This window comes from Roseateles sp. FW301-B2, from assembly GCF_058788955.1.
The window spans coordinates 1-26,348 of record NZ_JBYTBE010000011.1 but is presented as its reverse complement, the minus strand read 5'-3'; the positions used below and the strand labels follow the sequence as shown (position 1 = coordinate 26,348).

The window sequence follows — 26,348 nt, the reverse complement described above, 5'->3', positions numbered from 1 at the left end:
GCCCGGCGCTCGGCCCGAGCACCGGGTTCATGCGTCGCGGGTGCCGCGAACGCGGAGCGGATAACTGACATGCAAGCAAACGGCTTCTGGCCCCGCGCGCGGCGCCATCGCGGCTTCTGCGCCGGCGCCGCCATCGTGCTGGCGGTGGCGCTGACGGGCCTGCTCTCGCTGCTGTGGACGCCCTGGCCGCCCGCCGAGATCGAGCTGGCCGCCAAGCTGCAGCCGCCCAGCGCCGCCCATTGGCTGGGCACCGACGGCCTGGGCCGCGACCTGCTGAGCCAGCTGATGGCGGGCGCGCGCAATGCCCTGCTGGTGGGCGCCTGTGCGGCCGGCCTGGGCCTGCTGCTGGGGGCTGGCCTGGGTCTGCTGGCGGCGGCGCGACGCGGCTGGTGCGAGGAGCTCATCATGCGCGCCGCCGATCTCGGCTATGCCTTCCCGGCCCTGCTGCTGGCCATCCTGCTCGCCGCCACGCTGGGGCCAGGTCTTGCCGTCGCGGTGCTGGCGATCGCCCTGCACAGCGTGCCCGTGTATGCGCGCCTGACGCGCGGCGCGGCGCTGGTGCAGTGGCAGCGCGACTATGTGCGCGCCGCGCGCGCCTTCGGGCGCGGCCCGCTGGCGATTGCCTGGGTGCATGTGCTGCCCAATCTGCTGCCGCTGCTGATCGTGCAGGCCACCATCCAGTTCGGCCTAGCCATCCTGGCGGAGGCGGCGCTGGCCTTTCTGGGCCTGGGCAGCCAGCCGCCCGAGCCCTCCTGGGGCCGCATGCTGGCCGAGGCCCAGACCTGGCTGTTCCAGGCGCCGCTGCTGGCGGTCTGGCCGGGCCTGGCGATTGCCCTCACCGTGCTGGGGCTGAATCTGCTGGGCGACGGCTTGCGCGATCTGCTGGACCCGCGGCTGCGCGAGTGAGCGCGTGGCAAGATGCGCCGGTCGTGAGGAGTTCCGGATGATTCGACGCCGCAAGGTCTTGCTGAGCAGTGCCGCCGCCATGCTGGCGCTGCCGGCCGCGCACGCCCAGGGGCGTGACAGCCTGGTGCTGGGCATGACCCTGGAGCCGCCGGGCCTGGACCCGACGCTGGGCGCGGCCTCGGCGATTGCCGAGATCGTGCACTACAACGTCTTCGAGACCCTCACCAAGATCGGCGCGGATGGGCGCGTGAGCCCGCTGCTGGCCAGCAGCTGGGAGGTCTCGCCCGACCTCAAGACCTACACCTTCCGCCTGCGCCCGGGGCTGCGCTTCCACAACGGCGAGCCCTGCGATGCCGCGGCGGTGAAGTATTCCTTCGAGCGCGCCGCCGGCGAGAAGAGCGCCAACAAGGACAAGCGCGTGTTCGCCAATATCGCGCTGCTGGCCACGCCCGCGCCCGACACCCTGGTGATAGGCCTGAAGAGCATCGAGCCCGATTTCCTGTTCCTGCTGGGCCAGGCCACCGCCATCATCGTCGAACCCAAGAGCGCCGCCGGCAATGCCACGCAGCCGGTCGGCACCGGGCCCTACCAGCTGGCGCAGTGGGCGCGCGGCGCCAGCCTGACGCTGAAGGCCTGGCCGGGCTACCGAAACAACAACAACGCGGGCGCGGTGGCGCTCAAGCGCGTGCAGTTCCGCTTCATCTCCGAGCCCGCGGCCCAGGTGGCGGCGCTGCTGAGCGGCGATGTCGATGTGTTTCCGCGCGTGGCCGCGGCGCGCAGCCTGGCGCAGTTCAAGGCGCAGCCGCAGCGCTACCAGGTGCTGGTGGGCGCCTCGCGCGCCAAGACCATCCTGGCCATCAACCACCGCAAGAAGCCGCTCGACGATGTGCGCGTGCGCCGCGCCATCGCGCTGGCGATCGACCGCCAGGCCGTCATCGAGGCCGCCGCCGATGGCTATGGCGTGCCGATCGGTAGCCACTATGTGCCCGGCGCGCTGGGCTATGTGGACACCACCGCGATCAACCCCTACGACCCGGAGCGCGCACGCGCGCTGCTGAAGGAGGCCGGCGTGGCATTGCCGCTGGAGCTGAGCCTCAAGCTGCCGCCCACGCCCTATGCGCGCCAGGGCGGCGAGGTGGTGGCGGCGCAGCTGGCCAAGGTGGGCATCCGGGCGCGCATCGAGAACATCGAATGGGCGCAATGGCTCTCCGGCGTGTATGCCAACAAGGCCTTCGACCTCACCCTGATCGCCCATGTGGAGCCCTACGACCTCGGCAACTTCGCCAAGCCCGGCTACTACTGGGGTTATGAGAGCGCCGCGTTCAACGCGCTCTACCAGCGCATCCTGAACGCGCCGCGCGAGGCCGAGCGTGCCAAGCTGCTGGGTGAGGCCCAGCGCCTGATCGCCCAGGACGCCGTGGCCGCCTACCTCTACCAGCCGCAGTGGATCACGGTGGCCAAGCGCGGCCTCAAGGGCCTGTGGACCGACATGCCCATCTTTGCCAACGACCTGGCCGCGCTCAGCTGGGAAGGAACCGCACGATGACGAGCCCCGATATGCCCTCACGCCCCCTGCACGACTGGAGCGCCACCGAGCTGGTGGCCGCCTACGCCGCCCGCCAGCTCAGCCCGGTGGAGGTGACGCAGGCGGTGCTGGCCCACATCGAGCGCTGGGAGAGCCAGCTGCACGCGCTCTATGCGCTCGACGCCGAGGCCGCGCTGGCGCAGGCGCGCGCCTCCGAGGCGCGCTGGCTGGAGGGCGAGCCGCTGGTGGGCCCGCAGGGCGCCTGCCTGGACGGCGTGCCCGCCACGCTGAAGGAGAACATCGCCACCCGCGGCACCCCCATGCCGCTGGGCACCGCCGCCACCGAGCTGGTGCCCGCGGCCGAGGACGCTCCGCCGGCCGCACGCCTGCGCGAGGCCGGCGCGGTGCTGCTGGCCGCTGGTGGCATCAACGGCAACCTGGCGCGCGTGCGCGCCCATTGGCATGCCGACTGGGGCCAGCCGCCCGCGCGCCTGCTGAATGGCTCGCACCGCTATGCCGATGGCCTGCTGCACGATGCCGTGGCCGCCGCGGGCGGCTGCATCACCCATCTGGACCGGCAGTGGAACTACGCCGCCGGCGTGGCCCATCCGCGCCCGCGCAAGCCCGAGCATGGGCTCTCGCTGGTGCCGCCGCGCTCGGCCCTGTGGCTGAACTGGCGCGGCGACCGCATCGGCCCCATGCCCCTGGTGACCGGCTACGACACGCGTGACTTGGTGGCGCGCATCTGCGCCGAGCCGCGCGCCTACTCCTGGCAGCTGATGAACCGCCGCATCGCGCTCAAGGAGCTGGCGGTCTCGGGCGCCGAGTTCAACCCCTCGGTGCGCGAGCGCCGCTGGCTCGGCTTTGCGCGCGACCTGCTGTTGGGCAACCGCTGGCTCTACCGCGAGATGCTGGCGGGCTGCCCGGACTTCGTGCAGGCCCCCGACCTGGCCGGGCTGGTGGCGCGCATGAACGCGCTGCAGGGCGACCAGGCGGTGGAGCTGGCGCGCGTGCGCGCCGGCGTCGAGGCCTACGACGCCAACATCGCGCGCGGCCCGGCCCTGCACAACGACGAGCAGCTGCGCCGCATCGCCCAGCTGCGCGAGTGGAAGGGCGACCGCATCCGCACCTGCAAGCCCCGCCCCCTGCTCGACCCGCGGGCCGGCCCGCTGATCGCGGTGCGCGAGCACATCATCAGCCGCAAGAGCCTGGGCGGCATGCAGACCGATCTGGCCAGCCGCGTGCTGAGCCATGCGGGCCAGCCCATCCCGGGCCTGCTGGCGGCCGGCGAGGCCGCGGGCTTCGGCGGCGGCGGCCTGCATGGGCTGCGCGCGCTGGAGGGCACCTTCCTGGGCGGCTGCGTGCTGAGCGGGCGCATCGCCGGGCGCAGCGCGGCGGCCCAGACCTGAACTCAAGAGGAGACGATCATGGCGAAGAAAAGAACCGGTGCCTGGCTGGCGGTGCAGGCGCTCGAACGCCTGGGGGTGCGCTACACCTTCGGCATCCCCGGCGTGCACAACACCGAGATCTACGACGAGCTCAACAGCTCGGCCCTGATCACCCCGGTGCTGGTGACGCACGAGGGCGGCGCGGCCTTCATGGCCGACGCGGTGAGCCGCACCTCGGACAGCACCGGCACGCTGGTGATCGTGCCCGCGGCCGGCGCCACCCATGCGGCCAGCGGCATCGGCGAGGCCTTTCTCGACGGCATCCCGATGCTGGTGATCTGCGGCGGCATCAGGCGCGACAGCGGCCGGCGTTACCAGCTGCACGAGATCGACCAACAGGGCTTCATGCGCGGCCTCACCAAGGCCTGCTTCCTGATCGAGCGCCATGCCGACATCGTGCCCACGCTCTACCAGGCCTGGCGCATCGCCAACGAGGGCGAGCCGGGGCCGGTGTTCGTCGAGATCCCGGTGGAGCTGCAGCTGTTCCCGGCCGAGGTCGGCGACGAGCTGCCCGCGCCGCCGCGGCTGGAGCCGCCGCCCCTGCCGCCGGCCGAGGCGCTGCGGCGCGCCGCCGAGCTCTTGCGCGGCGCGCGCCGGCCGGGGCTGTTCCTCGGCTGGGGCGCGCGCGGCGCGGGCGCGCAGACACGCGCCATCGCCGATTACCTGCAGGCGCCGGTGGCCACCACGCTGCAGGGCCTGTCGGCCTTCGAGGCCCAGCATCCGCTGCACTGCGGCTTCGGCTTCGGTGCCGCCGCGGTGCCTGCGGCGCGCGGCGCCTTCGAGGGCTGCGACGCCATGCTGGCGGTGGGCACGCGCTTCGGCGAGATCGCCACCGGCAGCTATGGCGTGGCGGTGCCGGCGGCGCTGGTGCACCAGGACATCAATCCCGCGGTGTTCGACGCCAACTACCCGGCCGCGGTGCGGCTGCCCGGCGATGCCGCCCCGGTGCTGACGGCGCTGCTGGCCGAGCTGCAGCGCCTGGGCCCGGCGCGGGCGCCGGACAGCGTGCTGCAGCAGCGCGTCGCGCGTGCCAAGGCCGACTACCAGCGTGCCTGGCTGGCGCACGACAGCCGGGGTCGGGTCAACCCGGCGCGCTTCTTCCAGGCGCTGCGCGAGGTGCTGCCGGATGACGCCATCACCGTGGTCGACGATGGCAACCACACCTACCTGACCGCCGAGCTGTTCCCGGTGCGCAGCCTGGGCTCGCTGATCGTGCCCACCGACTTCAACGCCATGGGCTATGCGGCACCGGCGGCGATCGGCGCCAAGCTGGCGAATCCGCGGCGCGAGGTGGTGGCCATCATCGGCGACGGCGCCTTCATGATGAGCTGCATGGAGCTGGTATCGGCGACGCGCCTGGGCCTGGGCCTGGTGTGCTTCATCTTCCACGACGGCGAGCTCTCGCAGATCGCGCAGGCGCAGCAGATCCCCTACAACCGCAAGCCCTGCACCGCGCTGGGCGCGGTGGACTTTGCCGGCGTGGCCCAGGCCACCGGTGCCGACTATGTGGCGATCGCCAACGACGCCCAGCTGGCCGAGGGCATTGCGCGGGCGCGCGCCAGCGCCGCGCGCGGCCGCGTGGCGGTGGTGGACGTGGCGATCGACTACAGCCGCCGCACCGCCTTCACCGAGGGCGCGGTGAAGGTCAACTTCAGGCGCTTCCCGCTCGCCCAGCGCCTGCGCATGGTGACGCGCGCGGTGAAGCGCAGAATCAGCGGCTAGATGCCAGCCCGAAGCCAGCCCGCTGCCAACGACGATGTGCGCCAGCACCTGCCGCTGCTGTTGCGCGGGCGCTGGTTCGCTGCCATCTCGGCGCCGCTGCGCGAGGCCCTGCTGGACGCGGCCGCGCTGCGCAGCCTGCCCGCCGGCGCCCGGCTGTTCGGCCGCGGCGAGCCGGCCGACGGCCTTTACGCGGTGCTGCGCGGCGCGCTGCTGATCAGCGGCGTCAGCGAGGCCGGCCGGCAGAGCAGCCTGCTGGTGCTGGAGCCGCCCAGCTGGTTCGGCGAGATCGCGCTGTTCGACGGCGGGCCGCGCACCCACGATGCCCAGGCGCTGCAGGACGCGCTGCTGCTGCATGTGCCCAGCAGCCGGCTCGACGCCCTGCTGGCCGCGCGGCCGCAGTACTGGCGCGAGCTGGGCCTGCTGCTGGCCGACAAGCTGCGGCGCGCGCTGCTGGCCTTCGAGGACCAGGCCCTGCTGGGCGCCGGGCCGCGGCTGGCGCGCCGCCTGCTGATGCTGGCCGAGGGCTTCGAGACGCGGCCCGGCGGCCCGTGCCAGCGCATCGCGCTGTCGCAGGAGCAGCTGGCGATGATGGTGGCGGTGTCGCGCCAGACCGCCAACCAGCTGCTCAAGGCGCTGGCGGCGCGCGGCATCGTGAGCCTGCAGCGCGGCGGCATCGAGATCCTCGATCCGGCGGGCCTGCGCGCCGCCGCCGCGCTCGATTAGGGCCCGACGCCTACTTCACCGCCGCCGCCGCGTCCAGCATGCCGGCGCCGAAGAAGGAGGTGTTGCCCATGCCGCCGCTGCATTGCCGCGCGTCGCCGCTGGGCCAGTCGGCCGGGCAGGCCATGGGGCTGGCCGAGGCGCGCAGCAGCGCCGCCACCGCGCCAGCGGGCATGCCGGGATGGCGCTCGCGAATCAGCGCCGCCACGCCCGCCGCGTGCGGCGAGGCCATCGAGGTGCCGCTGATCCAGACATAGCGCCCGCCGCCGCTTTCAACGGCGCGATTGGCGCCTATCAGGGCCTCCCAGGTGCCGGTGGCGTCGGTGATGGACCAGCCGGCCAGCACGCGTCCGCGGCCAAACACCGTGCCGGCGGTCTGGCCGGCATCGCCGCCGGGGGCCGCCACGTCCACCGGCGTGCCGACATTGGAATAGCTCGCCAGCGTCCTCACGCCGGTGGCCGACACCGTGATGACGCCCGGCAGCTCGGCCGGCGCCACGCGGCAGTTGTTGCGCACCACGCGGCCGATGGCGCCGCCGGGCGGCCAGTCGGGGCTGATGTCGTCGGTGCTGGGGTGGCCCAGGTCCTGCGCCTCGTTGCCGGCGGCCGCCACGATCACCACGCCGCGCGACTGGGCGTAGCGTGCGGCGTCCTGCAGCTCGCGCAGCATGGCGCGCTGGCCGGCCTCGTCGGCGCAGTAGTACAGATAGGGATCGGCAAACAGGCTGAGGTTGACCACGTCCAGCCCCTGGTCGCCGGCATAGCGCAGCGCCGCCGCCACCGAGTCGGCGAAGCAGTAGCCGCTGATGGTGCAGGCCTTCAGCGCCACGATGCTGGCCTCGGGCGCCACACCGATGATGCCGATGCCATTGGCGCGCGCGCCTATGGTGGTGGCCGTGTGCGTGCCGTGGCCGCCGAGATCCTGCACCGCGCCCTTGTTCGTGCAGTCGCCATTGGCGATCTCGGCCGGGTCGGCGGTGGGCGTGCTGCCGTAGATGAAGGAGCAGGAGCGTGCCACGTCGATGGCGCCCACCAGGTCCGGGTGGTAGAAGTCGATCCCGCCATCGATGACGCCGACCTTGACGCCCTTGCCGGTGGCCTTGGCGCGCGCCGCGCCGGCCTTGATCACCGCCATGTCCCATTGGCAGGCCGAGAGCTGGTCGGGGCCGCCGCTGCCCGGATAGCCAAGCGTACAGCGCGCATTCGCCGTGCCCCCGTCGATCAGGACCGCCGTGTCCGCCTGACCGGGCGAGCTCATGCCCAGCAGCAGCAGGGTGGCTGCCAGCGTGATCGATCCCTTGGCTTGAAAGGAAAGCTTTTCCATACCGGGTCTCCATGGGTGTTGGTGTGGTGGGTGTGGCCGCGCGCCTGGCGTGCCACCGGCGCAGCGTAGGCACTCTGCACTCCCATCACCATCCCGCAGAACATGGTCGCCGGAGGGGCGGCCGGCGCCGACCTCAGGGCTCTGCCAGGTCGGTGCTGCGCTTCTTCATGCCGGCCTTGGCCTCGTACATGCGTGCGTCGGCCTGGGCCACGCAGCTATGCAGCGATTGCGTGGCGCTGGCGCGCATGGCATGGCCCAGCGCGGCGCTGGGGCTGATCCAGGCGCCCGGCGCCAGCTCGCGGCGCGTCTGCTGGCAGCGCGTCTTCAAGGCCTCCAGTTCGGCCAGTACCTGGGCCTCGCCGATATTGGGCAGGATGAAGACGAACTCGTCGCCGCCGATGCGGAAGGCGTCGGCCTGCGGCCATTGCGCGCGCGCCGTCTCGGCGAACAGGGTGATAAGCGCATCGCCGGCGGCATGGCCATGGGCATCGTTGACGCGCTTGAGGTTGTTCATGTCGGCCACCACGATGGCCTGCGGGTAGTCGCCCGCGGCGGTCTCGGCGCGCTGGCTGAAGTAGTTGCGGTTGTGGAAGCCGGTCAGGCTGTCGGTATAGAGCAGGTGCTCGCGCTCGCGCAGGAACTGGGTCTTGGCGCGCTGCTCGATCAGCTTGCGCACGATGCGCACCGTCACCGCCAGGATCGCCAGCAGCACCAGGCCCAGGCCGGCCAGCAGCATCAGCAGCCGCCGGTTGGCCTCGTTGCGCAGCGTCGGCACGGTCTGGATGCCGGCGTACTTCATCTCGTCGAACTGGATCAGCGGGATCACCTTGTCCATGATGCCGGCCAGCTCGGGCTGGCGCTTGCCGACGCCGAAATAGATGAAGGAGTCCTTGGAGGTGATGCCGCGCTTGACCAGGTCGGTATAGCCCAGGCCGTTGATGTAGAACTCCACCACCGTGGGGTTCTCGATCATGTAGGCGGCGCCGCCATCGCGCAGCAGCTGCAGCGATTCCATGATGTTGGCGGTCTTGACGATGCGCGGGTTCTTGAGGTTCTTGCGCAGGTATTCCTCGTGCCAGAAGCCGTCGATCACCGCCACCGGCTGGCCGTCCAGGCCGTAGACATCCTGCACCGGCGCGCTGCTCTTGGCGCCGACGATGATGTCGCGCTCGGTGCTGATGGCGCGCGGGAACAGGAAGTCGGCCAGGCGGTCCTCGGTCTTGGCCATGTTCAGCACATCGACCTTGCCCGTGCGCACCTGCTCGATCAGCTGGGCGAAGGGCCCGCTCACCACCTTGAAGCGGATGCCGACGATCTCGCCGATGCGCTGCAGGGTGGCGCCGGCAATGCCCTTGTACTGGCCCTCGTGGAAGTAGTCGAAGGGCAGATAGTCCTCGGCCACGCCCACCACCGCCTCGCCCTGCAGCTCCAGCCAGGCCAGCTCGGCCTCGCTGAGGCGCAGCACCTTGCGGTTGTAGAGGCGGCCGGCCTCGCGCGCGAGCTGCTGTATATGGGGTTGGCGCTGCTCGATGTAGCGGTTGATGATCTGGCCCAGCAGCTGCTGTTCGCGCGCCACCGCGAAGGTCATGTCCGAGGTGATGGACTTGAGCTCGGCCACCAGGGTCAGGGTGGGGTGCTCGTGCAGGAACTCGTATTCGACGCCGCCGCCCGAGGTGACGAAGCCGTCCACCTGGCCGGCGGCCAGCGCGGCCAGGCCGGCGGTCTGGTCTTCGAAATTGCGCGGCTCGAAGCGGATGTTGGGGAATTCCTTGGGCAACTGCTCGAGCACGAAGTCGTTGGCCAGAAAGCCGACGCGCTTGCCGTCCAGGTCGCCCAGGGTCTGCACGCTCGAGTCCTTGCGCGCAAACACGGTGTAGGGGTATTTCCAGGCCGCCCGGGTGAAGCGCATGATCTTTTCGCGCTCGGGGGTGGCGTTGGCGCCGTAGAGCACGTCAATGCGGCCCTGCACGAAGCGGCTGTAGGCGTCGTCCCAGCTCTTCACCTCGGCGGGCACCAAGCTCAGGCCCAGCTGCGTGCGCATATCGTCCAGCAGCGCGGGCAGCAGGCCGACGCGGCGGCCGCGGAACTCGAAGCTGTCCATGCCGCCAAAGGGATCGAAACCGACCGTGAAAACCTGTTTCTGGTGAGCGGCGATCCAGCCGCGCTCGGCCTCGCTCAACTTCACCGCGCCGGCCGCCGTGGCGGCGGCTCCCGCCATGCACAGCAGCAGCGCCAGCAGGGCACGCGTGCAAAGCCTCAGAATTTCAGCAACAAGCAGCAAGGGCAACTCACTTGGGACGCCGTCAGCGGCGCGCCGATCTTAGGGCCTGGCAGGCCCGGCCCAGATTGCACTACTTACAGGCTGTTGCAGGCCATCGCGCCGCACGCCTCATGATGCGCTCCATGGGCCGCGACGACGGCCTGACGGAGGCGGCTCCAGCCCGGAGCGCCCCAGCCTTGTTGGGGACCATCATGAGATTCGTAGGCACATTGAAGGTTTGGAATGCGGAGCGCGGTCACGGCCTGGTCGACCCCGAGAACGGCGGTCAGCCGGTGTTCGTGCACATCTCGGCCTTCCCGACGGATGCCGCACCCCCCACCCAGGACGAGTGGCTGAGCTTCGAAATTGTGACCGGGCGTGACGGACGCAAGCAGGCCGTCAAGGTGCAGCGTAGCAGGCGCGTCGTCAACCAGGCCTGGGCCACGCCGGCACCGCCGCGGCGCGTGCAGCGTCAGCGCCCGGCCTGGGGCCTGGCGCTGGGGCTGGCCCTGGCGGCCAGCGCCGGCCTGCTGGGCTGGATGCAGCTCTCGCAACCGCAGGAGCCCGAACGGCTGGCGCAGCTGGCGCCCGTGGCGGTCAAGGCGCCTGCCGCCAAGAAGCACTAGACCTTCAGTTCCAGGCGCAGCTGCCATTGCGTGTAGCTGCGGCCCGCGCTCTCGCTGGCGATCTGCTGGCTGGCGGTATTGAACAAGGTGGCGCTGCTGTAGTCCAGCGGCGCCACATTGCTGCCCGACAGGCGCAGCTGCGCATTCGGGTTGAAGCTCCACATCGCGAAGGCGTCAAGCACCAGCTTGCGCGTGGTCTGGCTCTGCTGCAGCGCGCTTTGCTGGATGGTGTTGGCGGGCGTCCAGTTGAGCGTGGCGCCCAGGGTCAGCGGCAGGCTGCGCAGGCGGTAGTCGGCGCCCAGGTTGGCGGTGGCGCGCGGCTGCTGGTCGAGCCGGTTGTCGGGCCCGGGGATGCCATCCACCCTGGAGCTGAACAGGCTCAGATTGCTGCGCACCGCCACCGGCCAGGCCTCGTCCCACCATTCGTCAAGGCGGAACTTGGCCTCCAGCTCCAGGCCCATGGTGCGGGCCTGGCCGATATTGCGCGGCCGCGTGATCCAGCGCGGATCGCTGGCCCAGCCCACCATCTCGAGCTGCGGATTGCTGCGGATCAGGTCCTTGATGCGGCGCACGAACAGGTTGGCGCTCAGTACCCCGCCCTTGCTGAGATAGGTCTCGTAGGCGATGTCGACGCCGGTGGCCAGCTCGGGGCGCAGCTCGGGGTTGCCGGCACGGTCGGGCTGGTCGGGGGTGTTGGGGCCGCAGAGCTGGCCGGCCAGCGGACAGGAGCCGTTGGTGTTGTTGATGCTGGGCTTGGCGATCAGGTCCTGCAGCTGGGGTGATTTGTAGCTGCGCGTCAGGCTCATGCGGATCTGGTCGCGGCTCTTTTCATCGAACTTCCAGACCGCGTGCAGGAGCGGCGTCCAGACGCCGGACTTGTTGCTGACGCTGTAGCTGGCGGCGGTGCTCTTGGTCGCTATGCCCTCCCAGCGCAGGCCGGCATAGAAGGCCCATTGCTTGCCCACGCTCCACTCGTCCTGCGCATAGGCGGCCAGGCGCAGCGTGGACGCGGAGAGCTCGTCGCCGAAGTCCAGCAGGTTGTGGCAGGCCAGGCCGTTCTCCAGGCAGACGCGGGTCTGGTCGCGGCGCGTGCTCTCGGCCTCCAGGCCGGCCACCAGGCTGTGCTCATTCTCCAGCTGGCGCGAGAGCTTGCCGTTGAGGCTCCAGCTGCGGTCGTCGCTGTCGGTGCGGTCGTCCTGCGTGCGCGAGGGCAGCAGGCTGCCGTCGGCGCCACGCAGGTATTCCTGGCGCAGGCTGTGGCCCTTGCCCTGGCCGGCGCCCAGGCCGGCGCGCAGCTCCAGTCGCGTGCTCTCGTCCAGCCGGGTCTGCCATTGCGGGCCCAGGCGCAGCATGGTGAAGCGATTGTGGCTGCTGGTGTCGGCCACATCGAAGGCCTGGGTGGGCGTTTGCAGCGCATGGCTCTCGCTGTCGCTCTCGTTGGCCACCAGAAAGCTCTGCAGGGCCAGCGTGTCGCCGCCGCCCAGGCGCCATTGCAGGCGGCCGGCGGCGTGCAGGCCGCGGGTCTCGCCCTCGGTCTGGCCGCTCAGGCTGCGCAGGCTCTGCTGGCCGCTGGCCAGATCGGTGCTGCGCGTGCGGTTGTTGATGTCGTCCAGGCGCCTGCTGTTGAGCAGGCTCACATTCAGGTTGTAGGCGCCGCCGCGCTCGTCGAGCTTGTCGTTGCGGGTCCAGCTGATGCCGGGGCTGATGCGGCCGCGCTCGGCGCCGAAGCCGAGCTTGATGTCGTTGATGCGCTTTTGCAGCGCCTCGCGCAGCACGATGTTGATGGTGCCGGCCACCGCGCGTGCGCCGTATTCGGCGGTCGGCGCGCGCATCACCTCGATGCGCTCCACCTGCTCGGGCGGCAATTGGTCGAGCGAAAAGCCCGGCGGCATGCGCTCGCCGTTCACCAGGATCTGGGTATAGCCACCGCCCATGCCGCGCATGCGGATCTCGCCGCCGCGGCCGGGCCGGCCGCCGGTGGTGACGCCGGGCAGGCGCTTCAGCACCTCGCCCATGGTGGAGTCGCCATAGCGCTCGATCTCCTCGCGGCCGATGATGATCTTGGCGGCCGTGGCGCCGCGGCGCAGTGCGTCATCGCTGGGCCCGCCCTGGACCTCCACACGGTTCAGCTGTTCGGTGGTCGGCTTGGCGGCCGGGCGCGGCTTGGCGGCCGGTGCGCTGGCCGCGGCCGCGGGCGGTTCGGCCTGCTGCGCCAGCGCGGGTGCGCAGGCCAGGGCGAGTTGCAGGGGAAGGAGACGGCGCATCGTGCGTGAGTGGGTGGGTGAATGCAGGGCGGGGGCCGGCAAGGTGGCGAAGCATCGCACGCAGCGGCGCCGGCACCCGAAGGCCAGGCCGGGCTTTTTAACTTCTTTACAGTGCTGTCGCGTTCAGGGCAGCGGGCTGAAACGCAGGCCGCGGATGCGGCTGCAGTCCAGGCTGAGGCCGAGGATGCGGCCATCGGCGGCACGCTCGGCCACGCGCAGCAGCTGGCTGCTGCTCATCCAGTAGCCCGGCGCGCGCAGCTCCATCAACGTGTCGCTGAGGCCCAGCAACTGCCAGGGCTGCGGGCTGCGCATCAGCGGGCCCTCGACTGTCACGCTGCCGTCTTCGGCGATCTGCCAGGTGCTGGCGATGTCCGGGCAATGCCAGCGGCCGGCCAGGCCCGCGGGCAGGCCGGCGCGCTGGCCCAGGGGCTGCAACTGATGTTGCTGGCCGGCGCCGCTGTCCAGCAGCAGCGTGCCTCCGGTGCCGGCGCGCAGGCGGAACTCATAGGCACCGCGCAGCGGCAGCCAGCTGCCATCGGCCTCGGGGTAGAGCTCGAAGCTCAGGCCCCATTGCTGCGCCATCAGGCGCGTGCCGGGGCCGCGCTGCAGGCTCAGCAGCAGGCCGGCCTCGGCATTGATCCACTCGCCCGCCCAGTCCGGTGCCGGCGGCGCGGCCGGCTCCGCCACCGCCGCGGGCGGCAGCAGCAGGTCCAGCAACTCGCGCGCGAGCTTGTAGGGGTTGCTGCCGCTGTCGTTGCTGACCACCACGATGCTCAAGCCCTCGGCCGGCAGCAGCAGGAACTCGCTGCGGTAGCCCGGCCACAGCCCGCCATGGCCCACGCAGGCATGGCCGCGCCATTGGCTGTGCTCGAGGCCGCGCGCATAGGCGGCAGGTTGATTGCCGCTCAGCAAGGTGGGCGCCATCAGCGCCTCGGCCAGGGCGGCCAGTTCGGGCGGCGGCGCCAGCAGGGCCTGGGCCCAGTGCGTCAGGTCCAGCACATTGGAGACCAGGCCGCCCTCGCCGCCATGCTCGAAGCCATGCAGGGCGCGGCGGTAGCCGCCGTCCTCCTGGCGCAGATAGGGCGCGGCCAGGCCCGGCAGGGCCAGGTCGCAGGGCACCACCATGCGGGTCTGCGCCATGCCCAGCGGCGCGAAGAAGGCCTGTTGCAGATAGTCGCCCAGACTCTGGCCGCTGAGCCGCTCCACCAGCAGGCCCAGCAGCAGGTAGTTGCTGTTGCAATAGAGAAAGCGGCTGCCCGGCGTGCTGTTGAGGTGGCGGCTGCGCGCCAGCGCCGCGGCCATGCTGGCGCGGCGGGTCAGGTGTTCGAGGCCCACGCCACCCAGGCGCAGCAGCTCCAGGAAGTCGGGCAGGCCGCTGCAGTTGCGCATCAGCTGGTCCACCGTGACGGCCTGCGGCAGCTGCGCCAGCTCGGGCAGCATGCCGCGCGCATCGGCGCCCAGATCGAGCCGGCCCTGGACGGCCAGTTGCAGGCCGGCCGCCACGGTGAATTGCTTGCTCACCGAGGCGATGCGGAACAGCGTCTCCGCGCCGATGCCGCTGCGCTGCTCCAGGCTTGCCAGGCCATGGCCGCTGGCATAGAGCAGCTCGCCATGGCGTGCCACCGCCACCGCGTGGCCGGGGCTCTGCGGGCGGGTGAGGGCGGCCAGATGGCCGTCGATGCGGGTCTGCAGCGTGCTCATGGTGATGGGCGCCAAGGAGGGGTGTGTCGCGCCGGGCTGGCGCAACTTCACACATCATTACACCGGCAAGCGCGCCAAGAGCCGGCGACTTTTCTACCATGCGCACAAACGGAGGCGCCCATGACCTTGCTCCTGACGACCCGCCGCGCGATCTGCGCCTGCGCCCTCGGTGCGCCGATGCTGCTGACGATGATGGCCGGCGCGCGGGCGGCCGGCCTCGACGAGGGCGAGGCGCGGCGCTTCCTGGCCCAGGCCAGCTTCGGGCCCACCGAGGCCAGCACCCAGGCCCTGATGGCCAGCGGCAAGGCGGCCTGGCTGCAGGAGCAGTTCGCCCAGCCGGCCTCGGACTTCGTCGGCATCGTCGCGGTGGACGTCAACGCCAAGATCGGCTGCCCGGAGGGCGCGCCGCCCGGTTGCAAGCGCGACAACTACAGCCTGTTCCCCTTGCAGCTGCAGTTCTTCCGCAACGCGCTCGGCGGGCCCGACCAGCTGCGCCAGCGCACCGCCCTGGCGCTGAGCCAGATCCTGGTGGTGTCGGGCCAGCAGATCAGGCTGCCCTATGCGATGGCCAACTACGAGCGCATCTTCCTCGGCCATGCCTTCGGCAATTTCCGCGACATCCTGCGCGAGGTGACGCTGAGCCCGGCGATGGGCCGCTTCCTCAACATGGCCAACAACGACAAGCCCAATCCGGCCAAGGGCATCGCGCCCAACGAAAACTATGCGCGCGAGCTGCTGCAGCTGTTCAGCATCGGCCTGTGGCAGCTGAACCCTGACGGCAGCCAGCAGCTCGACGCCCGTGGCCTGCCCCTGCCCAGCTACGACCAGGAGGTGGTGGAGGGCTTTGCCCATGTATTCACCGGCTGGAGCTATCCGCCGCGCCCCGGCGGGCGCGACAGGTTCCCGAATCCGCCCAACTTCGGCGGCCCCATGCTGGCCTATGCCGCCCACCACGACCTGGGCGCCAAGCAGTTGCTGCTGGGGCAGACCCTGCCGGCGGGGCAGGGCGCCGCGGCCGATCTCGAGGCCGCCCTCGACAACGTCTTCAGGCATCCGAATGTCGGGCCCTTCATCGGCCGGCAGCTGATCCAGCAGCTCGTCACCGCCAACCCCAGCCCGGCCTATGTGGCGCGCGTGGCGGCCGCCTTCAATGGCAGCTCCGGCGCTCTGGGTGGGTCGGCGCGCGGCGACATGAAGGCCACGCTCAGCGCCATCCTGCTGGACCCCGAGGCCAGCGCTCCGCCGCAGCCGCAGAACTTCGGCAAGCTGCGCGAACCGATCCTGCAGCTGACGCATCTGTTCCGTGCCCTCGGCGGCGAGAGCGATGGCGTCTGGCTGCGCGGCCAGGCCGCGGCGCTGGGCCAGCCGATCTACAGCCCGCCCTCGGTGTTCAACTTCTTCCCGCCCGATTACGACCTGCCCGACGACCCGAGCCTGGATGGCCCGGCCTTCGGTGTCTTCAATGCCAGCGCCGCCTTCCGGCTCAGCGGCATGTTCGCGACCGCGCTGAACGGCAAGGGCGTGCCGCCCGACGACAAGGTCGCCGGCAGCACCGGCAGCAAGATCGACCTGACGCGCTGGCAGGCCCTGGCGGCCGACCCCGCGGCCCTGGTGAAGGAGATCAGGCGCGTGCTGTTCGCCGGCCGCATGAGCAGCAGCCTGGAGCAGGCCCTCTTGAAAGCCGCGCAGCTCGCGCCCGCGAGCAAGCCCTTGGAGCGCGCCCGGGCGGCGCTGTTCCTGGCCGTCATGTCCCCTGAGTATCTGGTGGAGCATTGAGATGAGCGACTACACAGCCAACCGCCGCCAGTTCCTCGCCCGCGCCGCCGCGCTCTCCGCCGCCGGCCCCTTCGCGCTGGGGTCGGGTCTTGCCGCGCCGCTGCAGGGCAGCGACTACCGTGCCCTGGTCTGCGTGTTCCTCTACGGCGGCAACGACGGCAACAATATGCTGGTGCCGATGGATGCGGCCGGCTATGCCGCCTATGCGAAGGCGCGCGGCAATGCCGCCGCCGGCGGGCTGGCGCTGCAGGCCTCCAGCCTGGCGCCGCTGGACGGCCTGACGCTGGGCCTGCATGGCGCGCTGGCGCCGCTGGCCGAGCTCTGGAACCAGGGCCATCTGGCCCTGCAGGCCAATGTGGGCACGCTGCTGCGGCCGCTCAGCAAGGCGCAGTTTGCCAATGGCGGCAGCGGCGTGCCGGGCAATCTGTTCTCGCACAGCGACCAGCAGGCGCAATGGCAGCAGGGTGGCTCGGGGGCGCAGGGCAGCAGCGGCTGGGGCGGCCGCATCGCCGACCTGCAGCCCGCCAGCACCGTGCCCGCGGTGATCTCGGTGAGCGGCAACAACGTCTTCATGAACGGCGCCAGCAGCCAGGGCCTGGCGGTCTCCGCGGGCGGCAACTTCGCCATCAAGGGCTTCGGCGCCAACCCGGCGCGCAACCCGCTCTACGGCCTCTACACCAGCCTGCTGCAGCAGCCCTATGCGAATGCCGAGCAGCGCGCCGCCGCCGCGGTGCTGAACCAGGCCCTGCGCGCCAGCGAGGCGCTCAATGGCGCGCTGGCCTCCGCCGGCAGCGTGGCGGGCCTGTTCGCCGGCCAGGGCAGCGCCATCGCCCAGCAACTGCTGACGGTGGCCAAGCTGCTGGAGGTGCGCGCCAGCCTGGGCGTGACGCGGCAGATCTTCTTTGTCTCGCTGGGCGGCTTCGACACCCACAACAACCAGCTCGCGCAGCAGGAGAACCTGTTCGGCCAGCTGGGGCCGGCGCTCAGGGCCTTCTACGACGCCACCGAGCAGCTGGGCCTGGCCAAGCAGGTCACCACCTTCACAGCCTCGGACTTCGCGCGCACCCTGCAGCCGGCCTCGGGCGGCGGCAGCGACCATGCCTGGGGCAACCACCAGCTCATCATGGGCGGGGCGGTCAGGCGCGGGCTCTATGGCCGCATGCCAGAGCTGCTGCTGGGCGGCCCCGACGATGTCTCGGACGAGGGCCGCTGGCTGCCCAGCACCGCGGTGGACCAGATGAGCGCGACGCTGGCGAGCTGGCTGGGCGTGGGCGCGGCGGACCTGCCGCTGCTGTTCCCGCAGCTCGGCAACTTCGCCACGCCGACGCTCGGCTACTTTGCCTAACCACCGCTCTTGGCGCGTATGCGGATGCGCGCCTCGCGCGAGCGCGACTTCCACTCCGACAGCTGGGCCTGGCGCTGCAGCGGCGTGCGCTGCTCGCGGCCCAGCTCGCGCTGCAGCTTGTGATAACTCTTCAGCCGGGCGGCACTGAGGGCATCGCGCACCGCGCAGCCGGGCTCGTCCTGGTGGCTGCAGTTGCGGAAGCGGCATTGCGGCGCCAGGCCGCTGATGTCGTCGAAGGCCTCGGCCAGCTCCTGCTGGTTGACGTCCAGCTGCAGGCCACGCAGGCCCGGGGTGTCGATGATGCAGGCACCGCAGGGCGCGCGATGCAGGCTGCGCACGCTGGTGGTGTGGCGGCCGCGGCTGTCGTCCTCGCGCACGCTGCCCGTACCCTGCAAGTGCGCGTCACACAGGCTGTTGGTGAGCGTGCTCTTGCCGGCGCCGCTGGAGCCCAGCAGCACCAGCGTCTGGCCCGCGCCCAGCCAGGGCCAGAGCGATTCGCGCGCGCTCGCCTGCGTGCCGTTCACCGCCAGCACCGCCTGCGGCCCCTCGCGGCAGGCGCGCAGATGGGCCTGTACCTCGGCCAGGCGTGCCTGCACCTGGGCGCAGCGGTCGGCCTTGCTCAGCACCACCACGCTGGCAATGCCGGCGGCATGCGTCAGCACCAGGTAGCGGTCCAGGCGCGCCAGGTTGAAGTCGTGGTCCAGCCCCATTACCAGCAGGGCGGTGTCGACATTGGCCACCAGGGTCTGGCGCAGGCCCTCGGGGTTGCGGCGGGTCAGCGCGTTCAGGCGCGGCGCCTGGGCCCGCACCCAATGCTCGCCGAAGGCGTCGGGGCCGGCCAGCACCCAGTCGCCCACGGCCAGCGATTGGCCCTCGTCGCGCAGCGCCTGCTGCAGTTCGGCCGCGATGCGTGCGCTGCACGCGCGCTGGTGGGCGCCCAGCAGCTGGACGCGGTCGCGCTGCACTTCGACGACGCGCATCGCGTCGGTGTTGGCGGGCCAGTCAAGGCCGGCCAGATGGGAACGGAGACTGTGGTTGAGACCCAGGGTCTGCAACAGGGTCAGGTGTTGTTGTTGCGTTGCTTCGAGCATGAGTGACGATTCCAGGCATGTGGAGACTCGGCAGGGTCAAGGCCTTGCCGGTGACAGCGGGGGAATGCGTCGGCCGCGGGGGGCGGCTCGGAAGCTAGCTCAGGCCACGCAGGCTGCGTGGCGGGTCCAACTCAGGTGCGGCGTGTCGTGAACGCGGCCGACAGGAGGCGGGCAATATCAGTCTTGGCCATGGTGATCTCCTGTTGAGTTGAAGGAAGAAGAATGAGCCGCGAGTGTGCTGCAGGCGCGCCGCGCCGGTCAAGCGCCGCGCGGCAGCTGTGCGCTCCGGGCCACAAAAAGCAAAGGGCCACCGATGGTGGCCCTGCTTACCGGACAGGAGGTTTGCACCCCGAGACGGTTCCCTTGGCGCTGGTGACGGGTTCCAGTGTTCTGCCCAATCTGCAGCCGGTTTGTCGCCTTGGATGCTTTGCATTGTGCCGAGTCTGTGTGACAGTGATTTGACGAACAACAATGTTTTGACAGCTCATATGAAAACTGCGGTCTCCACCGCCAAACCCCGTCTGCCGGCCGGCATCTGGGTGCTCGGCTTCGTGAGCCTGCTGATGGACATCTCCTCGGAAATGATCCACAGCCTGCTGCCGCTCTTCATGGTGGGCGGCCTGGGCGCCTCGGTGTTCACGGTGGGCCTGATCGAGGGCGCGGCCGAGGCCACCGCGCTGATCGTCAAGGTGTTCTCCGGCGTGCTGAGCGACCACTGGGGCAAGCGCAAGGGCCTGGCCCTGCTGGGCTATGGCCTGGGCGCGGCCACCAAGCCGCTGTTCGCGATCGCCAGCGGCGCCGGCCTGGTGCTGGCGGCGCGCCTGATCGACCGCCTGGGCAAGGGCATACGCGGCGCGCCGCGCGACGCACTGGTGGCCGACATCGCCCCGCCCGCGCAGCGCGGCGCCGCCTTCGGCCTGCGCCAGTCGCTCGATACCGTGGGCGCCTTCGCCGGGCCGCTGCTGGGCGTGGGCCTGATGCTGCTGTGGGCCAACGACTTCCGCGCCATCTTCTGGGTGGCGGTGATCCCGGCGGTGCTGGCCGTGCTGCTGCTGGCCCTGGGTGTGCGCGAGCCCGTGCATGCCGCCAGCGCCGCGCCGCGCGGCGCACCGATCAGCCGCGCCAAGCTGCGCCGGCTCGGCCCGGCCTATTGGTGGGTGGTGATGATTGGCGCGGTGTTCACGCTGGCGCGCTTCAGCGAGGCCTTTCTGGTGCTGCGCGCGCAGCAGAGCGGGCTGGCGCTGGCGCTGATCCCGCTGGTGATGGTGGCGATGAATGTGGTCTATGCCCTCAGCGCCTACCCGCTCGGCGCGCTGGCCGATCGCGTCAACCATCGCAGCCTGCTGGCCTGGAGCCTGCTGCTGCTGATCGCCGCCGATCTGCTGCTGGCCAGCAGCACGGCCCTGCCGGCCCTGCTGGGCGGCGTGGCGCTGTGGGGCCTGCACATGGGCATGAGCCAGGGCCTGCTGGCCGCCATGGTGGCCGACGTCGCGCCCGCCGAGCTGCGCGGCACCGCCTACGGCTTCTTCAACCTGCTCAGCGGCGTGGCGATGCTGATCGCCAGCGTGGCGGCGGGGCTGTTGTGGGAGACGCTGGGTGCGCCGGCAACCTTCGTGGCCGGTGCCATGATCAGCACGGTGACGCTGGCCTTGTTGATGATGCGCAAGGCCTGAGCGCCGCTCTGCTGACGAAAAAAGCCCCCGGCAAGCGCAAGCTCGCCGAGGGCATGAACGGTAAGTGCGGCGCGAGCGCTGCGGGGCCTACCGAGGAGACAAGGGGTCAGGTCTTGCCGGGCTTATTGGCTGTGGTTCAGCGCGCCCCGGGGACGTAGATCTGGTCGAACACGCCGCCGTCGTCGAAGTGGGTTTTCTGTGCGCTGCGCCAGCCGCCGAAGAGTTCGTCGATGGTGAAGAGCTTCACGGCGGCGAACTGCTTGGCGTATTTGGCGGCGACCTTGGCGTCGCGCGGGCGGTAGTAGTTCTTGGCGGCGATCTCCTGGCCTTCGGGCGTGTAGAGGTACTCGAGGTAGGCCTGGGCCTGCTTGCGCGTGCCCTTCTTGTCGACGTTCTTGTCCACCACCGCCACCGGCGGCTCGGCCAGCACCGAAAGGCTGGGGGTGACGATCTCGAACTTGTCGGGGCCCAGCTCCTTCACCGCCAGATAGGCCTCGTTTTCCCAAGCGATCAGCACGTCGCCGATGCCGCGCTCCACGAAGGTGGTGGTGGAGCCGCGTGCGCCGGAGTCCAGCACCTTGGTGTTGGCATAGATGCGCTTGACGAAGGCCTTGGCCGAATCGGCGTTGCCGCCCGGTTGCTTGAGTGCATAGCCCCAGGCCGCCAGGTAGTTCCAGCGCGCGCCACCCGAGGTCTTGGGGTTGGGCGTGATCACGTCGATGCCGCTGCGCGCCAGGTCCGGCCAGTTGGCGATGTGCTTGGGGTTGCCCTTGCGCACCAGGAACACGATGGTGGAGGTGTAGGGGCTGGCGTTGTTGGGCAGGCGCTTCTGCCAGTCGGCGGGGATCAGCTTGGCCTGGTCGTGCAGGGCGTCGATGTCATAGGCCAGGGCCAGGGTCACGACGTCGGCGTCCAGGCCGTCGATCACCGAGCGCGCCTGCTTGCCCGAGCCGCCGTGCGACTGCTTGATGGCCACGGTCTCGCCGGTCTTGGCCTTCCATTGCTTGGCAAAGGCGGCGTTGAAGTCCTGGTAGAGCTCGCGCGTCGGGTCGTAGGAAACGTTCAGCAGGTTCACATCGGCATGGGCGGCGACGGCGCCCAGCGCAAGGGCCAGCGAGGCGAGGGAAAAAAGGGTGCGGCGGATGGGGTTCACGGTGTTGGCGGGTGGCAGTGGTTCGGAATGCTGCCGACTGTAGGCAGGCGGGCGGCGCGCGCGAACCAAGAAATCCTGCTTTGCTTTGCAGCGCGCTTGACTCTGGTCCAGGTGCAGGGTTTCCAATGGCGGCATGGACACACCGATTGCATCTACGCCCGCTCCGTCGACTTGCGGCAGCCACTGCTGCGGCGCTGCAGAGCCACCGCCCACGCCGACGCCGCCTGCGCGTGCAGGGGCGGTGGGCTTTCACATCCCCAGCATGGACTGCGCTGTAGAGGAGGGCGAGATCCGCCGCGCGCTGGCGCCGATCGCCGGCATCGAGGGCCTGCGTTTTGACCTGGGCCAGCGCACGCTGAGCCTGGCCGCTGCGCCGCCCGTGCTGGAGGCGGCCCTCGCTGCCATCCGCGGCATGGGTTTCGATCCGCAGCCGCTGGCGGGCGCCGCCGCGGCACCGACTCCGCACGGGCATCATGGGCATGCCGGCGAGGGCCTGCCGCGCCTGCTGGCATCGCTGCTGCTGGCGCTGGCGGCCGAGGCGCTGGCCTTGGTTCCCGCAGCCGCGGGCCCGGGCCTGCAAATCTCTCAACTGGCCGAAATGGGCCTGGCCGCCGCGGCCATCGCCCTGGCCGGCTTCGACACCTACAAGAAGGGCTTCTATGCCCTGCGCGCCGGGCGCCTGAACATCAATGCGCTGATGGCGGTGGCGGTGACCGGCGCCTTCCTGATCGGCCAATGGCCCGAGGCCGCGATGGTGATGGCGCTCTACGCCATTGCCGAGCTGATCGAGGCGCGCGCCGTCGACCGCGCGCGCAATGCCATCAAGAGCTTGCTGGCGATGGCGCCGGAAGACGCTGAGGTACGCCAGGCCGACGGCTCGTGGGCCCGGCATCTCACCGCCTCGGTGGCGGTCGGGGCAAGGGTGCGGATTCGACCCGGCGAGCGCATCCCGCTCGACGGCGTGATCTTGGCGGGCATCAGCGCCATCGACCAGGCGCCGGTCACCGGTGAGAGCCTGCCGGTCGACAAAGGGCCCGGGGACGAGGTCTATGCCGGCACCATCAACCAGGCGGCCGCGCTTGAATTCCGTGTCACGGCAGCCGCCTCGGACAGCACCCTGGCCCGCATCATCCATGCGGTCGAGGAGGCGCAGGCGAGCCGCGCGCCCACCCAGCGCTTCGTCGACCGCTTTGCCGCCATCTACACCCCGGCCGTGTTTGCGCTGGCGCTGGCGGTGGCCCTGCTGACGCCCTGGTTGATGGGCTATGGTTGGCTGCAGGCGCTCTACAAGGCGCTGGTGCTGCTGGTGATCGCCTGCCCCTGCGCGCTGGTGATCTCGACCCCGGTCACCTTGGTGAGCGGCCTGGCCGCGGCGGCGCGGCGCGGCATTCTCATCAAGGGCGGGGTCTACCTGGAACAGGCGCGCTTGCTCAAGGTGGTGGCGCTGGACAAGACCGGCACCGTCACCCAGGGCCAGCCGGTGCTGGTGGAGTTCGCGCCGGTGGCCGCGGGCGCCGACCGCGCACAACTGGCGCGCCTGGCGCTGGCGCTGGCGAGCCGCTCCGACCATCCGGTCTCGCTGGCGATTGCGCGCGGCCTGGCGGCCGAGTGCGCGCAGCCGGCCGAGGTGCACGACTTTGCGGCCGCGGCCGGGCGCGGCGTGCAGGGGGCGGTCGATGGCCTGCCGCTGGTGCTGGCCAACCACCGCTGGATCGAGGAGCGTGGCCAATGCTCGGCCGCGCTCGAGGCCGGCCTGGCCCTGCACGAGCGCGCCGGCCGCACCGTGGCGATGCTGGCCGACGCGAGCGGCGTGCTGGCGATCTGCGCGGTGGCCGACACCATCAAGCCATCGTCGCGCCAGGCGGTGGCCGAGCTCAAGGCCCTGGGCATCACGCCGGTGATGCTGACCGGCGACAACCTCACCACCGCACAGGTCATCGCGGCCCAGGCCGGCATCACCGAGCTGCGCGCCGATCTGCTGCCCGAGCACAAGCTCGCCGCCGTCCGCGAGCTGCAGCAGCGCTTCGGGCCCACCGCCATGGTGGGCGACGGCATCAACGATGCGCCCGCGCTGGCGCAGTCGGACATCGGCTTCGCGATGGGCGCCGCCGGCACGCACACGGCCATGGAAGCCGCCGACGTGGTGGTGATGAACGACGAGCTGGGCCGCCTGCCCGAGACCGTGCGCCTCTCGCGCCGCACCCGCGGCGTGCTGCTGCAGAACATCGCCCTGGCCCTGGGCATCAAGACGGCCTTCCTGCTGGCCGCGGTGTTCGGCAGCGCCACCATGTGGATGGCGGTGTTCGCCGACATGGGCGCCAGCCTGCTGGTGGTGTTCAACGGCCTGCGCCTGCTGCGCGGGAAGTAGCGGCGCCCCTCGCCATACTGCCTACACTGCCGGCACCATGCGCATCCCCTCATTCCGCCCCCAGCCCGGTGTCGCGGCCGCCCTGGGCGCGGCCATCCTGTTCGGCGCCGGCACGCCGCTGGCCAAGCCGCTGCTGGGCGCCACCAGCCCCTGGCTGCTGGCCGCCTTGCTCTACCTGGGCTCGGGCCTGGGCCTATGGCTGGTCCGGCTGCTGCGGCGCGCACCGGCGGTGCAGCTGCCGCGCGCCGAGCGCCTCTGGCTGCTGGGCGCCATCGTCGCCGGCGGGGTGGTGGGGCCGGTGCTGCTGATGCTGGGCCTGGCCCGGCTGCCGGCGGCCAGCGTGGCGCTGCTGCTGAATGCCGAGGGGGTGTTGACGGCGCTGCTGGCCTGGTTCGCCTTCAGGGAGAACGTTGACCGCCGCATCGCGCTGGGCATGCTGGCGATCGTGGCCGGCAGCCTGCTGCTGGCCTGGCCCGGCGGCGATGCGGCTCGGCCCGGCGCCTGGTGGCCGGCGCTGGCGATCGCCGGCGCCTGCCTGGCCTGGGCGCTGGACAACAACCTCACGCGCAAGGTATCGCTCAGCGATGCCGGCTTCATCGCCATGAGCAAGGGCCTGGTGGCGGGTGGCACCAACCTGCTGCTGGCCCTGCTGCTGGGCGCCGCATGGCCGGGCCCGGTGACGGTGCTGGCGGCCGGCCTGCTGGGCTTTGCGAGCTATGGCGCCAGCCTGGTGCTGTTCGTGATCGCGCTGCGCCATCTCGGCACCGCACGCACGGGCGCCTACTTCTCGGTGGCCCCCTTCATCGGCGCGTTGCTGGCCATCGCGCTGCTGGGCGAGCCGGTGAGCTGGCAGCTGCTGCTGGCCGGAGCGCTGATGGCGCTGGGCGTGGCCCTGCACCTGACGGAGCGGCATGAGCACGAGCATGAGCACGAGGCGCTGGAGCATGCCCACAGCCATGTGCATGGCCGGGGCGACCCGCATCACGAGCATGCGCACGAGCCGCCGGTGCCGGCGGGCACGCGCCACAGCCATGCGCACCGGCACGAGCCGCTGCGCCACAGCCACGCCCATTACCCGGACGCGCACCACCGCCACGAGCATTGAGGCGGCCGCGCGGCGTGCGGCTCAGAGCGCCTCGATGCGCGGATAGAAGTCGTGGTTCTCGCGCTGCATGCGCTCGTAGACCATGCGCAGCACCTGGTTGGCGTCGCGGCGGAAGCCCTCGGCATCGGCCCGCAGCTTGTTGGCCTGGTTCCAGCGCCGCGAGAAGCCCTCGTAGGCCTTGGCGATGGCGCCCATCTCCTGCTGGTAGCGCTGGCCCATGCGTGCCAGTTCGGCATCGCGCTCGCGTTGCAGCGCCGGATAGAGCGCCTGGTCTTCCACCGCCAGATGCAGCTTGATGGTCGAGCTCATCGCCACGATGTGCTCGGCGATGTCGCCGGCGTGCTGTGCCACGCCGGCCCGCGCCAGCCGGCGCAACGCGTCGATGCTGCCCAGGATGCTGGCGTGCTGGTGCTTGAATTTGTCGATGTTCATGATGGGCTTGCGGTAGGGATGGGATGGCTGCGCCTCAGCGCTGCAGTTGGGCGCGCTTGTCTTCGGCATCGCGCCAGGCCTCGGCGTCCGGCAGCGCCGGCTTGGTCTTGGTGATGGGCTTCCACAGGCGCGCCAGCTCGGCATTCAGCGGGATGAAGTCGCGCTGACCGCCGGGCACGTCCTCCTCGGCATGGATGGCCGCCACCGGGCATTCCGGCACGCAGACCGCGCAGTCGATGCACTCATCGGGGTCGATGACGAGGAAGTTGGGGCCTTCGCGAAAGGCATCGACCGGACAGACGTCCACGCAGTCGGTGTATTTGCAGCTGATGCAGGCCTGGGTGACGACGAAGGTCATGGCATGGCTCCGGGAACGGGATTTCTATAAGAAGTATTTTTGATGCATCTTAAAGATCTGCAAACCTTAAAGCAATAAACTGCATACATCTTTAGGGGCATCGATGCGGCTGGCCGAATACACCGACTACACCTTGCGCGTGCTGATGTACTGCGCGGCGCGCCCGCAGCAACTCGTCACCATCGGCGAGCTGGCGGAGCGCCATGGCGTCTCCAAGAACCATTTGATGAAGATCGTCAACGACCTGGCGCGCCAGGGCGTGCTGGAGACCACGCGCGGCCGCGGCGGCGGGTTGCGCTTGCTGGCCGACCCGGCCACCTTGCGCGTGGGCGATGTGGTGCGCGCCGCCGAGACCGACTTCAGGCTGGTGGAATGCTTCGATGCCGAAGTCAACGAATGCCTGCTGAGCCCGGCCTGCCGCCTCAAGCATCTGTTCGACAGCGCGCTGCGCGCCTTTCTCAAGGAACTCGACGGCGCGACCCTGGCCGATCTGGCCGCGCCCGCCGCGGCGGCGCCCAAGCCGGGCGCGCCGTCGAGTTCCTTGAGAAAGG

At 70.8% G+C, this 26,348-nt stretch carries 20 protein-coding genes; 12 read left to right on the top strand and 8 right to left on the bottom strand.

Going from position 1 to position 26,348, the window contains the following annotated elements; translation table 11 throughout:
- The first annotated feature begins 69 nt into the window (after window positions 1–69).
- The 5 genes from AC3WQY_RS09665 to AC3WQY_RS09645 are packed head-to-tail and all read left to right on the top strand — an operon-like array spanning window position 70 to window position 6,324.
- Window positions 70–906 carry an ABC transporter permease gene (locus tag AC3WQY_RS09665; RefSeq protein WP_492707847.1) on the top strand — a complete coding sequence of 279 codons (837 nt, stop codon included), beginning with the start codon at window positions 70–72 and terminating at the stop codon, window positions 904–906.
- 37 nt (window positions 907–943) lie between these two features.
- A complete protein-coding gene (locus tag AC3WQY_RS09660; protein WP_492707845.1) occupies window positions 944–2,452 on the top strand; it encodes an ABC transporter substrate-binding protein in 1,509 nt (502 codons plus the stop codon).
- The gene (locus tag AC3WQY_RS09655; protein ID WP_492707843.1) at window positions 2,449–3,840 is read left to right on the top strand and encodes an FAD-binding protein; all 1,392 of its coding nucleotides are present in this window, start codon (window positions 2,449–2,451) and stop codon (window positions 3,838–3,840) included. Before AC3WQY_RS09660 ends, AC3WQY_RS09655 begins: the two co-directional genes overlap by 4 nt.
- A gap of 18 nt (window positions 3,841–3,858) precedes the next feature.
- A complete protein-coding gene (locus AC3WQY_RS09650; RefSeq protein ID WP_492707841.1) occupies window positions 3,859–5,601 on the top strand; it encodes a thiamine pyrophosphate-binding protein in 1,743 nt (580 codons plus the stop codon).
- Window positions 5,602–6,324, top strand: a complete 723-nt coding sequence (locus AC3WQY_RS09645; RefSeq protein ID WP_492707839.1) for a Crp/Fnr family transcriptional regulator — start codon at window positions 5,602–5,604, stop codon at window positions 6,322–6,324.
- Window positions 6,325–6,334: 10 nt separating this feature from the next.
- On the opposite strand, the gene AC3WQY_RS09640 is transcribed toward AC3WQY_RS09645, so the two are convergent.
- Together AC3WQY_RS09640 and AC3WQY_RS09635 are read right to left on the bottom strand one after the other, a co-directional pair.
- Entirely contained in the window at window positions 6,335–7,645 is a 1,311-nt protein-coding gene (locus tag AC3WQY_RS09640) for a S8 family peptidase (RefSeq protein WP_492707837.1), read from the bottom strand.
- A gap of 133 nt (window positions 7,646–7,778) precedes the next feature.
- Window positions 7,779–9,926, bottom strand: a complete 2,148-nt coding sequence (locus AC3WQY_RS09635) for a transporter substrate-binding domain-containing diguanylate cyclase (RefSeq protein ID WP_492707835.1) — start codon at window positions 9,924–9,926, stop codon at window positions 7,779–7,781.
- Window positions 9,927–10,117: 191 nt separating this feature from the next.
- Between AC3WQY_RS09635 and AC3WQY_RS09630 the strand changes: the two genes are divergently transcribed.
- Entirely contained in the window at window positions 10,118–10,531 is a 414-nt protein-coding gene (locus AC3WQY_RS09630; protein WP_492707833.1) for a cold-shock protein, read from the top strand.
- On the opposite strand, the gene AC3WQY_RS09625 is transcribed toward AC3WQY_RS09630, so the two are convergent.
- Both AC3WQY_RS09625 and AC3WQY_RS09620 read right to left on the bottom strand, forming a co-directional pair.
- Complete coding sequence (locus AC3WQY_RS09625; protein WP_492707831.1) at window positions 10,528–12,795, bottom strand: TonB-dependent receptor plug domain-containing protein; 2,268 nt, start codon at window positions 12,793–12,795, stop codon at window positions 10,528–10,530. The two genes, AC3WQY_RS09630 and AC3WQY_RS09625, sit on opposite strands and share 4 nt — an antisense overlap.
- A gap of 123 nt (window positions 12,796–12,918) precedes the next feature.
- Window positions 12,919–14,496: a serine hydrolase domain-containing protein gene (locus AC3WQY_RS09620; RefSeq protein WP_492707829.1), complete on the bottom strand. Its 1,578-nt coding sequence runs from the start codon at window positions 14,494–14,496 to the stop codon at window positions 12,919–12,921.
- A 120-nt stretch (window positions 14,497–14,616) separates the two neighbouring features.
- On the opposite strand from AC3WQY_RS09620, the gene AC3WQY_RS09615 reads away from it, so the two are divergent.
- Both AC3WQY_RS09615 and AC3WQY_RS09610 read left to right on the top strand, forming a co-directional pair.
- Complete coding sequence (locus tag AC3WQY_RS09615) at window positions 14,617–16,272, top strand: DUF1800 domain-containing protein (protein WP_492707827.1); 1,656 nt, start codon at window positions 14,617–14,619, stop codon at window positions 16,270–16,272.
- A gap of 1 nt (window position 16,273) precedes the next feature.
- Window positions 16,274–17,617, top strand: a complete 1,344-nt coding sequence (locus AC3WQY_RS09610; RefSeq protein ID WP_492707825.1) for a DUF1501 domain-containing protein — start codon at window positions 16,274–16,276, stop codon at window positions 17,615–17,617.
- On the opposite strand, the gene rsgA is transcribed toward AC3WQY_RS09610, so the two are convergent.
- Window positions 17,614–18,708: a ribosome small subunit-dependent GTPase A gene (rsgA, locus tag AC3WQY_RS09605; protein WP_492707823.1), complete on the bottom strand. Its 1,095-nt coding sequence runs from the start codon at window positions 18,706–18,708 to the stop codon at window positions 17,614–17,616. The two genes, AC3WQY_RS09610 and rsgA, sit on opposite strands and share 4 nt — an antisense overlap.
- A 488-nt stretch (window positions 18,709–19,196) precedes the next feature.
- Between rsgA and AC3WQY_RS09600 the strand changes: the two genes are divergently transcribed.
- Window positions 19,197–20,381, top strand: a complete 1,185-nt coding sequence (locus AC3WQY_RS09600) for an MFS transporter (RefSeq protein ID WP_492707821.1) — start codon at window positions 19,197–19,199, stop codon at window positions 20,379–20,381.
- A 136-nt stretch (window positions 20,382–20,517) separates the two neighbouring features.
- On the opposite strand, the gene AC3WQY_RS09595 is transcribed toward AC3WQY_RS09600, so the two are convergent.
- Window positions 20,518–21,534, bottom strand: a complete 1,017-nt coding sequence (locus AC3WQY_RS09595) for a sulfate ABC transporter substrate-binding protein (protein WP_492707819.1) — start codon at window positions 21,532–21,534, stop codon at window positions 20,518–20,520.
- A gap of 133 nt (window positions 21,535–21,667) precedes the next feature.
- Here AC3WQY_RS09595 and AC3WQY_RS09590 point away from each other — a divergent pair, with 133 nt between their 5' ends.
- Both AC3WQY_RS09590 and AC3WQY_RS09585 read left to right on the top strand, forming a co-directional pair.
- On the top strand, window positions 21,668–23,902 hold the full coding sequence (locus AC3WQY_RS09590; protein ID WP_492707817.1) for a heavy metal translocating P-type ATPase: 2,235 nt from the start codon (window positions 21,668–21,670) through the stop codon (window positions 23,900–23,902).
- Between the two features lie 37 nt (window positions 23,903–23,939).
- The gene (locus AC3WQY_RS09585) at window positions 23,940–25,007 is read left to right on the top strand and encodes a DMT family transporter (RefSeq protein ID WP_492707815.1); all 1,068 of its coding nucleotides are present in this window, start codon (window positions 23,940–23,942) and stop codon (window positions 25,005–25,007) included.
- 21 nt (window positions 25,008–25,028) lie between these two features.
- On the opposite strand, the gene AC3WQY_RS09580 is transcribed toward AC3WQY_RS09585, so the two are convergent.
- Window positions 25,029–25,439 carry a hemerythrin domain-containing protein gene (locus AC3WQY_RS09580; protein WP_492707813.1) on the bottom strand — a complete coding sequence of 137 codons (411 nt, stop codon included), beginning with the start codon at window positions 25,437–25,439 and terminating at the stop codon, window positions 25,029–25,031.
- A 34-nt stretch (window positions 25,440–25,473) separates the two neighbouring features.
- Window positions 25,474–25,797 carry a ferredoxin FdxA gene (gene fdxA / locus AC3WQY_RS09575; protein WP_492707811.1) on the bottom strand — a complete coding sequence of 108 codons (324 nt, stop codon included), beginning with the start codon at window positions 25,795–25,797 and terminating at the stop codon, window positions 25,474–25,476.
- Window positions 25,798–25,900: 103 nt separating this feature from the next.
- Here fdxA and AC3WQY_RS09570 point away from each other — a divergent pair.
- Window positions 25,901–26,348: Rrf2 family transcriptional regulator (locus AC3WQY_RS09570; protein ID WP_492707809.1), on the top strand; the 448-nt coding region annotated here is incomplete at its 3' end.